Source organism: Trueperella sp. LYQ141 (genome assembly GCF_046599555.1).
Taxonomy (GTDB): Bacteria; Actinomycetota; Actinomycetes; order Actinomycetales; family Actinomycetaceae; genus Trueperella.
Genome location: NZ_JBKIWQ010000002.1, coordinates 129,986 through 142,384, shown reverse-complemented (window position 1 = coordinate 142,384; position 12,399 = coordinate 129,986). Strand labels below are relative to the sequence as shown.

General features: G+C 52.7%; 9 protein-coding genes. 5 read left to right on the top strand and 4 right to left on the bottom strand.

What is annotated here, in order from left to right; translation table 11 throughout:
- Positions 1 to 428 precede the first annotated feature (428 nt).
- Positions 429 to 707 carry an Lrp/AsnC family transcriptional regulator gene (locus tag ACLHIJ_RS02800; protein WP_411296251.1) on the bottom strand — a complete coding sequence of 93 codons (279 nt, stop codon included), beginning with the start codon at positions 705 to 707 and terminating at the stop codon, positions 429 to 431.
- A 286-nt stretch (positions 708 to 993) separates the two neighbouring features.
- The gene (locus tag ACLHIJ_RS02795; protein WP_411296252.1) at positions 994 to 1,383 is read right to left on the bottom strand and encodes a hypothetical protein; all 390 of its coding nucleotides are present in this window, start codon (positions 1,381 to 1,383) and stop codon (positions 994 to 996) included.
- Between the two features lie 154 nt (positions 1,384 to 1,537).
- On the opposite strand from ACLHIJ_RS02795, the gene ACLHIJ_RS02790 reads away from it, so the two are divergent.
- Positions 1,538 to 2,767 (top strand): pyrophosphate--fructose-6-phosphate 1-phosphotransferase, encoded by a 1,230-nt coding sequence (locus tag ACLHIJ_RS02790; protein ID WP_411296253.1) that lies wholly within the window; start codon positions 1,538 to 1,540, stop codon positions 2,765 to 2,767.
- A gap of 107 nt (positions 2,768 to 2,874) precedes the next feature.
- The gene (locus ACLHIJ_RS02785; RefSeq protein WP_411296254.1) at positions 2,875 to 4,215 is read left to right on the top strand and encodes a class II 3-deoxy-7-phosphoheptulonate synthase; all 1,341 of its coding nucleotides are present in this window, start codon (positions 2,875 to 2,877) and stop codon (positions 4,213 to 4,215) included.
- A 136-nt stretch (positions 4,216 to 4,351) separates the two neighbouring features.
- Here ACLHIJ_RS02785 and ACLHIJ_RS02780 read toward each other — a convergent pair whose 3' ends face one another.
- Positions 4,352 to 6,523: a PASTA domain-containing protein gene (locus tag ACLHIJ_RS02780; RefSeq protein ID WP_411298430.1), complete on the bottom strand. Its 2,172-nt coding sequence runs from the start codon at positions 6,521 to 6,523 to the stop codon at positions 4,352 to 4,354.
- Between the two features lie 205 nt (positions 6,524 to 6,728).
- Positions 6,729 to 7,793 (bottom strand): polyprenyl synthetase family protein, encoded by a 1,065-nt coding sequence (locus tag ACLHIJ_RS02775; RefSeq protein WP_411296256.1) that lies wholly within the window; start codon positions 7,791 to 7,793, stop codon positions 6,729 to 6,731.
- A gap of 126 nt (positions 7,794 to 7,919) precedes the next feature.
- On the opposite strand from ACLHIJ_RS02775, the gene ACLHIJ_RS02770 reads away from it, so the two are divergent.
- The 3 genes from ACLHIJ_RS02770 to ACLHIJ_RS02760 all read left to right on the top strand — a co-directional run bounded on the left by ACLHIJ_RS02770 (position 7,920) and on the right by ACLHIJ_RS02760 (position 11,936).
- A complete protein-coding gene (locus ACLHIJ_RS02770; RefSeq protein ID WP_411298429.1) occupies positions 7,920 to 9,038 on the top strand; it encodes a DUF4192 family protein in 1,119 nt (372 codons plus the stop codon).
- Positions 9,039 to 9,193: 155 nt separating this feature from the next.
- Positions 9,194 to 9,589, top strand: coding sequence for a universal stress protein (locus ACLHIJ_RS02765; protein ID WP_411296259.1), 396 nt, complete (start codon positions 9,194 to 9,196; stop codon positions 9,587 to 9,589).
- A 607-nt stretch (positions 9,590 to 10,196) separates the two neighbouring features.
- The gene (locus ACLHIJ_RS02760; RefSeq protein WP_411298451.1) at positions 10,197 to 11,936 is read left to right on the top strand and encodes an RNA polymerase sigma factor; all 1,740 of its coding nucleotides are present in this window, start codon (positions 10,197 to 10,199) and stop codon (positions 11,934 to 11,936) included.
- Positions 11,937 to 12,399: the final 463 nt, after the last annotated feature.

The window sequence follows — 12,399 nt, the reverse complement described above, 5'->3', positions numbered from 1 at the left end:
TGCAGGGTAATGGCGTGATTTCGTTGCTACCCTGCCGCGTCAACGTTTCGACTGGTATTGCGTTTAACTTAGTGAATTAAGCCTAAAATCTTAAACGTTAAGCCTGATTACTCGGCACGGTTAATGATCTAATATCAACGCTAGCGTATTGGCAGTAAATAGGCGCCGTGCCTTTCAAAGTGCTCATTGTGAGTGTGGCCGCGAGCCCTGCCGTCTGTGTGCAAACTCTGCCAAGGGATCTTGTTCGCTATGGCATCCTCCGCTATCGCGTGTTCACTTTGTACTCTCACCCAAGGAAAGAATATGGATCGCTGATACTGTGTCACAAGGAGGCGAGTAGCTCGGAGTTTCCCGCACGTTATATGAGTCGGCGTGAAGTGCCAGGCATGTTGGCAGTCGCCCTCGCTCAGGTAAATGCCTGAATACGATCAGTCAAGGCCAATGTCGTAGGCGGCGTCAAGGTCGGCGCGAGAAAATTCCTGGAAAGCAAGGTAGGTCCGGACGTTACGAACGCCACCTACCTTAGCGATACCGTCAGGAATGATTCGCGCGAGATCCTCGTGGTGGTCGGCACTGACAACAGCAATTAAATCAACATCGCCCGTGACGGAATACACCTGTTGAACATGCTCGATACTTGCTACTGCTTGGGCTACCTCGGGGATGTGATGGACGTCAACGTCGATCATAACAATTGCAGAGATCATAAATGCTCCTGTGCTGTGTAGAAGAGTAGAGATGCAGATATGCAGTGGTTTCTTAGGCTACATGGCTAAATGGCATCCCTTGCGCACCCTCATTCTACGACGTGAATATGGCAAAGGGGAGCTATGAGCTGGAAAAGAAATGTTATGTCGGTGTAGCGAACAGGAAAGACGAAAAAGAAAAGACGATATAGCCGCTCGCTAAAACGGGAGATCGAAGAATTACTCAGTAAAGGCGAAATCTTGTTGACGCTGGCTATTGCGAAAATCCCTCAAGGCTGGAGCTCTATCACAGGCGCGTGCCGTCATCATCTTCGTTATGCCGCCAGGGGGAGCTAACGAAGACGCCAGCGGCAAAGGCAAGGGCTCCGCCTAGCGGTAAGATCATCCGCCAGGTTTGTGATAGCTCAATGAGATGAAAAAGCTGGGCACAATATACGGCGATGATGAGTGCCACAACGCCGAATAAGAATCGGGCGAGGAAAGGCTGGGCTGGGGGAGCACTGGGTTGAGCCGGAGGAAGTAAATCCGGGTGAAATTCCTCTGCTTCGTCCATCTCATCAGCGATTTCGTCTTCGCTAGGTGGGCGCCAGGTGCGGAAACCGTATGCCTGCGGATCGGGAAGCCCGCGAGTGATTTCGGCAAAGCGGGCATCGATATCGTCATCAGAGTGGGACATACGTATCACTGTAATATATTGTGCTTCGTCTGTGAGATTTAGGTTTACTGCGGGTAGGTCTTTCGGATGTCGATGTTGGTGATGTGCTCGGTACAATGAGAGAGTTCGTATTTCCGGACGCTGCGTCGTCCAAAATGCTAGAAGGAAGATCATAATGACGATTCGTCGCGTTGCTCTGTTGACTGCTGGTGGTTACGCCCCCTGTTTATCAACTGCTGTTGGCATGCTCATTGAGCGTTACACCGAGCAATTGCCGCAGGCAGAGATCATCGGGTACCAGCACGGATACCACGGTCTGTTGACCGGCAATTATGTCGTTTTTGATGAGGAGGCCCGCAAGAATGCTGCGGTATTAACGCGCTTTGGCGGTTCTCCGATTGGAAATTCTCGCGTCAAGTTGACGAATTCGAAGAACCTGATTGAGCGTGGTCTGATTAAGCCGGGGCAGAACGCGCTGGAAGTCGCCGCAGAGCAGTTGCGTAAAGATGGTGTGGATGTGCTGCACACTATTGGCGGTGACGATACCAATACGACGGCAGCGGATCTGGCTCGGTATTTGCACGAGCATGATTACGAACTGACGGTTGTGGGCTTGCCGAAGACGATTGACAACGATATTGTGCCGATTCGCCAGTCTCTCGGGGCTGATACGGCGGCACAGCAGGCGGCGTTGTTTGCACAGAACGTGGTTGCAGAACATCGAGTTAACCCGCGTACCTTGATTATTCACGAGATCATGGGGCGGGCCTGCGGATACTTGGCAGCTCGCGCTTCCCACTACTACCGCGAGTGGATTGAATCTCAAGAGTGGGTGCCTTCGGCTGGGCTTTCTAAGGAACGCTGGGATATTCACGCCCTGTATCTGCCGGAGATTACTTTCGATCTCGATGTGGAAGGTTCGCGTCTGCGTCGGATTATGGATGAGCAGGGGAACGTCAATATCTTCTTATCTGAGGGTGCTGGCGTAAAAGAGATCATCGAGGAAATTTTGGAAGACGGCGGCGAAGTGGAACGCGATCCCTTCGGCCATGTCAAGCTCGATACCATCAATCCGGGAGAATGGTTCGCAAATAAGTTCTCGAAGATCATTGGCGCGGAGAAAGTGCTGGTGCAAAAGTCCGGGTATTTCTCTCGCTCGGCTCGCTCAAATGATTTTGATTTGGAACTTATCGGTAAGATGGCTGATCTTGCTGTTGAGTCGGCAATCGCTGGGACCCCTGGTGTGGTAGGTAACGACGAGGAAAATGGCGATGTGCTCTCAACGATCAGCTTTGAGCGGATTGCTGGGCATAAGGCTTTCGATGTGAGCCAGCCGTGGTTCCATGATCTGATGAGCCAGATCGGCCAGGAATGGGAGCCGCAGCCAGAAGATGTTGAGGAATAATTCTCAGTTTATATCTTAGTTGTGGTATCGAAAGGGGCGGATTTCCGCCCCTTTCATGCTGTGGACGGCAGTGAGGTTCTCAGACGAGAATGAATAGAATCGGTAGCATGTCAGATGAGCTCAACGATATTCCCGCAACTTCCCGCTGGCGAAAGCTACCGGCATTACATCAGCCGGATTATCCAGATGTGCAGCATCTCGCGCAGACGGTGGCATATTTGCGAACCTTACCGCCGCTGATCTTTGCTGGCGAGGCTGATTCGTTGACGGATTATTTGGCGCGGGCGGCGCAAGGTCATGCCTTTGTGCTGCAAGGCGGAGATTGTGCCGAATCTTTTGCGGGTGCTACTGCTGATCGGATTCGGGCGAATATCCGGACGATTCTGCAAATGTCTGTGGTGTTAACCTATGGAGCCTCTGTGCCGGTGATTAAATTAGGGCGGATGGCTGGGCAGTTTGCAAAGCCGCGATCCTGCCCGACGGAAACCCACGGTGAGGTGACTCTCCCGTCATACATGGGGGATGCGGTTAATGCACATGGGTTTACTGCAGATGAGCGTATTCCAAATCCGCAGCGCCTTATTGAGGCATATCAACATTCCGCAGCAACCTTGAATCTCATTCGGGCCTTTGTTGCCGGAGGGTTTGCTGATTTAGCTAAAGTCCATGAGTGGAATAAGGGATTTTCTTCTAATCCGGCTTATCGTCGGTATAACTCACTTGCTAGTGACATCGATCGGGCAATGCGCTTCATGAAAGCAGCGGGCGCATATACTGATTCGTTGCGCACGGTGGAGTTCTTCTCTTCTCACGAAGCATTGTTGCTCGATTATGAGGATGCAATGACTCGGATAGATTCTCGATCTGGCTTGCCATATAACACGGGGGCGCATTTTGTGTGGATTGGGGAACGTACTCGTGATCCGCGTGGTGCGCATGTTGAGATGCTCTCGCATGTGCGCAATCCGATTGGGGTTAAGCTGGGGCCTGAAACGAAACCCGATGATATTCGGGCTTTGATGGATAAATTGAATCCTGAGGGGATTCCCGGTCGATTGACCTTCATTACTCGCCTCGGAGCGCAGCGGGTAGTGGATGTGCTGCCAACATTTATTGAGACAGTGCGCAGTGATGGGCGTCCGGTAACGTGGATTTCTGATCCCATGCACGGCAATACGATTTCGGCTGGCAAATTCAAAACCCGACGTTTGGGTGATGTTCTCAACGAAGTGCGCCGCTTTTTTGAGGTGCACCGAGATCTAGGGTCAGTTCCTGGTGGTTTGCATGTGGAGTTAACGGGCGATGATGTTACTGAAGTGTTAGGCGGCTCAGAAGAAATCGTGGAAGAGACTCTCGGGGATAGATATGAAACCCTTGTCGATCCGCGGCTGAATCATCAGCAGTCTTTGGAGCTCGCGTTCTTAGTTTCGGAGATTCTGCAAAGCTAGGTAAGGCAGCAGGTGCCGAGGATAAAAAGAGAGTATAAAACTATTGAGATAGTGTCGCCTGGGCAGGATCAAAGCGCCTAGTGTGCTAGGTCTGGCATAGTGATTAGCCGTGATACCTAGCAGGGCGGGAATCGCATCAGACGATCGTCAGTGTTATCACTGTTCCACGTGGGCGCATTTGGCCTGCGGCTGGCGATTGCGAGCGCACAGTACCGAATAATCCGCCAAGGACTCGTTCAGTTTTCACGGTGAACCCTGCCTGCTCTAAGATCCGCGTCGCTTCGTTTTCCTGTTTGCCAAAGACGTCGGGAACTTCGAATAATTCTGGGCCTTTCGAGACGTGGAGCGTGATTTGATCGCCGCGGTATCGAGTCTCGCCTGCGGCGGGTTCTTGGGAGATAACGATTCCTGCTGGAACCGTGTCGGAGAATTCTTCTTGGCCGTTTGCGGTCAATCCGATTGAGGAAAGTTTGGCGGTGGCGTCGCTGAGGGTCGCATTGCGCAGATCGGGAACTGATATGGGTTCGCGTCCTTTAGAAAGGGTCATGACGACGGCTGATGAATGGGGAACCCGTTGACCAGCCGCAGGATTTTGAGAAATCACAAGACCTGCTGCCACAGTTTCGGAATAGGCTTCGGTGAATTGCGGGGTCAAGCGGTTATCCGTCATGGTTTTTTCTGCATGTGCCTTATCTTGGCCGGTAACGTCGGGAATGGTGACGTGTTCTATTCCGGCTGAGATAATGAGCGTGACGGGATTACGGGGGTGGATATCCGTGCCGGCAACTGGATCAGTGCTAATGGCGTTGCCTTGCGGCACGGTGTCGGAGTATGCCTGGGTCACTTTGGCTGTAAGTCCAGCGTCCTGGAGGGATGTCAGGGCGGTTTGCTGGTTTTGATTGGCTACATTCGGAATAGCGACACGGTGCCCGGGACCTTGGGCAAAATACCACCATGCGCCCGTGCATATTGCGGCCAGTAGGATAAGGAATACGAATGTGCCTATCCAGCGTTTACGGGAACGACGAGGAGGGGCAGCAATAGGGGTATCGTGCCGGTTTGTGCCGCTGGTGCGTATGTCGCTTGTAACGGTGGATCGTGTAGTGGCGTTCACGTTAGCTACCGGCGTGGTGGCAGGTGATTGTGATGATGAGCGGCGCCAGAATCGAGCGCCTTTGCGTTGTTTTGGTGAGGCGTGGAGGCTACTGGCTTTTTTGCTCTGTGCCCTGTTATCCGTGGTGTGTGGGAGAACGTCGGTTTTAGTTAGTGATTTTTCCGCCGTTTCTGGGGAGTCCAGATGAGCTGACGGGTAATCACCATGCGCGATAACGTCAGTGATACCGGAGGGAATTGGCGTTACTGCTCCTATGTCACTGGTATTGCGTGATGTATTGGGGAATACAGGAATTCGGCGGATGGCAAGATCTTCAGGAATAGTGGCGATGATGTCTTCCATTGCGATAAGCGCTGCGCTGCCATCTTGGGGGCGCTTATCGGGGGATTTTGCAGTGAAGAGCCCGATAAGGGAATCGAGGGCCGGAGGAATCCAATCGGCTTGATCGGCTAATCGGGGAGTGGGTTCGTTGACGTGTTTGAAGGCAACTGCGATAGGGGATTCGCCGGTAAAAGGTTGCCGCCCTGCAATGAGTTCGTAGAGCATGATACCGACGGAGTAAATATCGGCAGATTTCCCAGTGTTGCCGTCGGAGATGAGTTCTGGGGCGACATAGCCGACGGTTCCCATCAGGGTGCTTGTCTGGGTGGAGGTTGCGTCGGAGGCTGCCCGAGCTAACCCGAAATCTGTTACTTTGGCGCTGATCGTTGGATGTAAGGCGGCAGGGTCAATGCTGCTGCTCAGGAGCACATTTTCGGGTTTGAGGTCGCGGTGGATAATGCCAGCGTGGTGGGCGGCGCTGATTCCGCGCAGGACGTGTTCGATGAGAGTGAGACTGATGCCCAGCGGTAAAGAACCGTTTTTATTCAGCTCGGATCGCAGATCTGGACCGTGGACGAGTTCCATGACCAGATAGGGGCGTTCGCCGTCTACAGTATGGAGGACCCCCTGATCGTGGACGGCCACAATATGAGGATTGGATAATCCGGCTGCGGAGCGTGCTTCGAGGATAAACCGGCGCACGAAATCTGGCTGTTTTGCCAGATGGGCATGGATAACTTTAACGGCGACGGAGCGTTCCAGACGTTGATCGGTAGCACGGTAGACCGTTGCCATTCCGCCGCGTGATATGCGGGCAGTAATGACGTAGCGGTCGTCGATTACGGTGCCGAGGAGCGAATCTGGTGCTTTCACGTTTCCTACAATAGCGCGCAATATGCCAAAACTCGGTGGCGACTGTCCGGCGTGAGAAGGACTGTGAGGCAAGCTGGATCACGGTAGAGAGGTATCGCGATGCCGTGGAGTGCTGTACGGGCAGGGGGGGGGAGAAAAGACGTTGAGATGCCGCAGGCAGGTGGAGAAGCGTGGGATAGGCAAGGTCAGGGAGATAATCTGAGGATTAAGCGCGCCGGTGGCGTAATTGTTCGATCAGTTCTTGGAGAAGTGGATTCGGGGGGAGCTTTTGGGCTGCCTGATAGGCGTGGAGTTCGTATTGGGCAATGAGATCTTCATGAGCTTGCCATGCGCCACATTCGCGCACGATTGCGCTGAATTCGGCAACTTCTGTGTGTGTGAGCGGCTGGCCTAGCATATCTTCTAATCGTTTGCGGTCTTGGCTGCTGGCTCGCTCGCGGGCAAGGGCTAACAGGACGGTTTGTTTCCCCTCGATAATGTCTCCGCCGGCAGGTTTTCCGGTTTTTTGTGAGTCGCCAAAGATTCCTAGTTCGTCGTCGCGGAGCTGGAAAGCGATACCTAGTGGGCGCCCTACGTGGCTCAAAGTATTGCGTTCTTCTTCGCTGGCTCCGGCTAGCGCAGCCCCGATGAGCAGTGGTAATTCCACAGAGTATCGTGCTGATTTATGGATGACGACGTTCATCGCGTGCTGATAGGCCTGCTGGAGATCGGTATGAAGAGGGAGGAACTGCGCTCGCGTATCAATGAATTGCCCGAATGCGGTTTCTGCGGTCATCTCGTGGAATAGTTGCTGAGCGCGGCGTTCTGCCTCAATATCTGCTCCTGGCGCCTGGGTCATGGCAATTGCAGCAAGTGATAGTAGGAGATCTCCGAGAAGGATTCCGGCTTTCCTGCCGTAGTCTGCGGCATTTTGTGGTGTTGTCTGCGGGGTGTGTGCATCGCGGAAAGCGATATGTGCAGCGGGATGACCGCGGCGAGTTGCTGCTTCGTCGATGATGTCGTCATGAACCAGAGCGGAGAGTTGGTATAGCTCAACGGCGAGATATGCGTTGAGTGCTTCGTCGTGACCGCAACGTTGTGGGCCGTGATAGCCGTGATAGCCAGCGGCAACGAATTGAGCGCGAACGTGTTTTCCGGATTGCGCTAAATCGCGTGCTGGTGCGCAGAGCTGTTTCCAGTCCGTATGTTCTGATATGCCGTCTAAGAAGTGCGGCGGAACGGTGAGGATATGGTTGAGTTGCGCCGTTAACATGCTGCGATCCAATGCCATAGGGATAAGACTACCTGAGCCCAGTGGGAAATATTTTCCCTACACAGATTGCTATTGCGTACTAGCTATCCACAGTGTCGATTGCGCAGTGCGGCTTTGCCTCAGCGAAGGGGTGAACTTATAGCTATGACTTTCACATTAGATACTCATCATGACGCGCTAGCGCTTATTCCATACCTTTTGGGCTATTACCCGCGTAACGCTGTTGTGCTGTGCGCTCTGGATCCGACGGCGAGGGATAATGCGTATTACCCAATAATGAAAATTGGTGTTTGCGCACGTGTCCCCGCAGTGATTATTGACGCGACGCTCGAATTTATTGATGAGTTCTCTCCAGCAAATCTCTACCTGGGCTGGTTTGGGAATTCACTGGCTGACATGGTGGCAGATCGCGATTCCTTGGATGTGCTTGATACGGCCGCTTTGGCTGCACAGCGCATGTTTGACGCCCACGAGCGCTATTCACAATCGGGATATGTGAACGCGGCGTTGACTGACTACAGCGATTGGATCGCAGTTCGTGACGCATGCGTTCAGGGAACTAATGGGTTAACAGATCTGAGGGCTTCAGGGGTGGTGGCGTCATATCGTCAGCTTGCTAGTAGTTCGGCGGTTGTTCAGTGTGTATTCCAGGGACGAGCACCACGAGAGGATGAGCCTATCGCGGCTCTCCCGCGTCGGGAATATGACGTTCGAGCACCTGCGGTTGCAACCTGGCAAGAAACAATGCGGCATCTGTTACATGGCGGAGATAATGCCGGAGCATGCCGCTCGTTGCTGTGGAATATGTGGAAAAGCGCCTTACATCGGTACGTGGCCATGCCTGGTGGCGATCTAGGATCTTTAGATACTCAAGCGATCGGCTATCTCAATGCCGGATTGAGCGAGCCAGAAATCCGTGATTACGTTATCTTGTACGCGATTTCTGATTCTCACGAGCACATGAATCACGGCGATATGGCTTCGCAATTTGATGCGGTTTTTGATCGTCGCAAGCATCCTTCCCGTCACCTTGCTCCGGCAATTGAACTGCTGGATTATGTGGCAACCTGGAGCGCAGATATTGATCCGGCTGCGTATGCTGTTAGCGGGTACCTGTGCTGGTGGATAGGGCAGAGGAGAAAAGCAGCGGATTGTGTGCGTCTGGCTTGTGCATCTGATGGGTCCTATCGGCTAGCTCGGTTGGTAGAACAAGCGTTGCAAGCTGATATACCTGGCGGTGGAATACGGGTGTGTGAGTTATGAGTACATTTCTTGATATGGCGGCAGTGGGCAGAAATCGTAAAAATAATAAAGTGGGTAATGACCAGCGGAAATAAAAGAGGTGCTCGAAAAGTCGATGACAGGGATACGCCAGCCAGGTATATTGCGTTGTGGTAAGCGAGAGGTAGGTGAGGCAGATGCCCGTCATCGTTCCAATTGTTCCAGGGCAACAGGTAACGCTGGAAAAGGCCATTGAGGTCTGCCGGAAATACGACTCGACTTTGATTGCTCTGTTATATCGACCTGCTAAGGACTATGACGCAATAGACGTCGATCAGGAAGTCGATGCGTTAACTGATGTATTAGAGGAAGCCGATATTGCATTCAGTGTAGAGGTGCGTTTTGCTGACGGTGAATTATCCGAACATATCTCTCAACTGGTTGAAGAACGCCAAGCTGAGCTTGTCGTCGTTGGCCTAGCTCGTCGGCCTGCCAACGGCAAGATAGTGCTCGGTTCACAGATCCAACGGCTGTTAACTGATGTTGATTGTGCGGTCCTTGTGGTTCGAGACGCATTGGATGTGGCGAAATAGTTCGGCCGTGGTGCGCCGCAGGTATGCCCGCACTCAATGGGGCTAATATGGGCATAGGAACCAGGGCTTTGGTAAGTCAGTGAGTGATATAAGATATTCTGGCGCAGATATATCTCCTAGGGAGCTATTGAAATTAGCTGATTAACTCACATAGGCAGACAAAAGTCAAGGGGATCGGTATAATAGGAAAGCTGTATTCGACTTCCAATCCGAAAGGGTGCATGTGAGCACGTCGACTTCCACACGCAAATCATCCTCATCGGCGAATCGAGATGTCATCGATATCGCAGCATTGCCGGAAAAGACAGTAAATGAACTCCAGACCATCGCCCGTTCGCTAGGACTTCAGGTGCGTACTCGCATGGTCAAAGCCACCTTGGTGGAGATGATTACTCAGGCGGCAAATGCGCCGTCATCGGATCTCCCAGAGGCATATGGCGCCAGTAATGATGATTCACAAACTCAGGTGCAGATAGAGGCGGAATCGCAGACGGCAAAAACGAAATCCTCGAAGGCTACGGGCAAGAAGACGGCTGCCAACGGCGCTACTAAAGCTAAGGCTGCTTCCGCATCGGCTGCAACGGCAGCAGCGGATTCGGGCGCGGAGCTGGATTCGAATGATGAAGCAGCAGCGCAGGCTGTGGCTGAGCAGCCTGCTCTAGGGCGAGATTCGTCAGCTACGGTGGGATACAGCCCCAGCGATCTCGATGCGATGAAGGTCAGTGAGTTGCGCACTTTGGCTTCTTCTCGTGGTGTCGCCAAAGCCTCGAAACTGCGTAAGACTGATCTTGTTGCGGCTATTATTGCGGCAGGTGAATCTGAAGCGGCGCATACGCCAGCACAGTCAGAAACAGCTAAGGCTTCCCGTGCGAGCAAGAAAGCATCGACGGATTCTGCGGCGGCTGATTCCGCTAAAGAACTTCCAGCGTCACAGTCGGCCAAGGGGCGGGCAAAGAAAAGCGCTAAAGCCGCTGGCGAGCAGGCAGAAGAAGTAGCACAAGCACAGTCAGCGCCGGATAAAGCGGAATCAGCATCTCGTGCTTCGCGGCGTTCTGCCAAGAAAGCGGTGGATGAGATAGCCGCCGATGAGGAGCTAACAGCAGAAAATGTAGCCGCTGGTGAAGAATTAGCTGAGGTTAGCGAAGAATCAGCTCCTACTCCTGATGAGCCTGACGATCTTGACGGCGATATTGACCTTGATGATGACGTTCTCGATGAAGATCTAGATGATGATCTCGATGACGACGATCTTGACGGCGATATTGACGATGATGATCTCGATGACTCCGAAGATGAGGACGAGGAAGATAGCGGCGAAGAAAACGCTGACGAAGAGAAGTCTGTTGTTATTACGGCGGCGCGGGATTCCAAGGGCGCCTTCGTGGTCAAGGATTCGGACGATACCGACGAGCCGGCGCAACGGGTTCTGGTTGCCGGAGCGACAGCCGATCCGGTTAAGGATTACCTCAAACAAATCGGTAAGGTTCCGTTGCTGAATGCGGCTGAAGAAGTTGAGCTGGCGCAGCGCATCGAGGCTGGTTTATATGCGCAGCATATTCTGAATACCACCGAGATTGAGGATCGTAAATATCGTCGAGAACTGGAACTGATTTCGCGTGATGGTGCTAATGCAAAGAAACACCTATTAGAGGCAAATCTGCGTCTGGTTGTCTCTCTGGCGAAGCGTTACACGGGTCGAGGCATGTTGTTCTTGGATCTTATCCAGGAAGGTAACTTGGGCTTGGTGCGAGCGGTAGAAAAGTTTGACTACGCTAAGGGCTTCAAGTTTTCGACGTATGCTACCTGGTGGATTCGTCAGGCAATTACGCGGGCGATGGCAGATCAGGCACGCACCATCCGTATTCCAGTTCATATGGTTGAAGTTATCAACAAGCTGGCACGCGTTCAGCGCCAGATGTTGCAAGATTTAGGCCGTGAACCCACCACTGAAGAGCTTGCTGTTGAACTGGATATGACCGAAGAAAAGGTTATTGAGGTCCAGAAGTATGGGCGAGAGCCGATTTCTTTGCATACCCCGCTTGGCGAGGACGGAGATTCAGAATTTGGTGATTTGATCGAAGATTCTGAAGCGGTTGTTCCCGATGACGCGGTGGGCTTTACGCTATTGCAAGATCAGCTCAACCAAGTATTGGATACGCTGTCAGAGCGTGAAGCTGGTGTTGTTGCCATGCGCTTTGGCTTAACAGACGGGCAACCAAAGACTCTCGATGAAATCGGCAAGGTCTATGGCGTGACGCGCGAGCGTATTCGCCAGATTGAGTCAAAGACGATGTCGAAGCTGCGCCACCCCTCACGTTCCCAAGTGTTGCGGGACTATCTGGAGTAAATGCACTAGCGAGGTTGTCGTAATAGCCGTGGCGGCTTGGATTTCTCATTATATCCAAGCCGCCACGGCGGTTTTCCCGATGGTATGCAGCTCGGGCGGTTCCCGCTGTTTCGTTTCTCAATGTGGCGTGACCTGCATGAATATCTTTGTGTTGTTTTGTGATATTCATGCAGGCAGAGGGAATACGCCCAGTTTTTCTTTTCTGGTGTTTTATAGCGCGAATAGGGGTGTGGGCTCGTGCCCGAGCCCACACCCCTGATAGCTCACGCAGGATGATAGGGGAGATCAGGAACTGAGGGGGCGTATTCCCTCTTATGCCTCCCATTACTTTCCGCATACCATCGGGAAAACGATTCCCACCGGAAGATCTGTACATCTGTGAGCGGGATTTATACGTTTACTCGTGGAATCTATACGTCTGTGACCGGGATATATACATCTTGAGCGGGATCTATACGATCTG

Coding starts and splice junctions, on each gene's coding strand:
- ACLHIJ_RS02800 (WP_411296251.1), bottom strand. CDS start 707: ATGATCTCTGCAATTGTTATGATCGACGTTGACGTCCATCACATCCCC.
- ACLHIJ_RS02795 (WP_411296252.1), bottom strand. CDS start 1,383: ATGTCCCACTCTGATGACGATATCGATGCCCGCTTTGCCGAAATCACT.
- ACLHIJ_RS02790 (WP_411296253.1), top strand. CDS start 1,538: ATGACGATTCGTCGCGTTGCTCTGTTGACTGCTGGTGGTTACGCCCCC.
- ACLHIJ_RS02785 (WP_411296254.1), top strand. CDS start 2,875: ATGTCAGATGAGCTCAACGATATTCCCGCAACTTCCCGCTGGCGAAAG.
- ACLHIJ_RS02775 (WP_411296256.1), bottom strand. CDS start 7,793: ATGGCATTGGATCGCAGCATGTTAACGGCGCAACTCAACCATATCCTC.
- ACLHIJ_RS02770 (WP_411298429.1), top strand. CDS start 7,920: ATGACTTTCACATTAGATACTCATCATGACGCGCTAGCGCTTATTCCA.
- ACLHIJ_RS02765 (WP_411296259.1), top strand. CDS start 9,194: ATGCCCGTCATCGTTCCAATTGTTCCAGGGCAACAGGTAACGCTGGAA.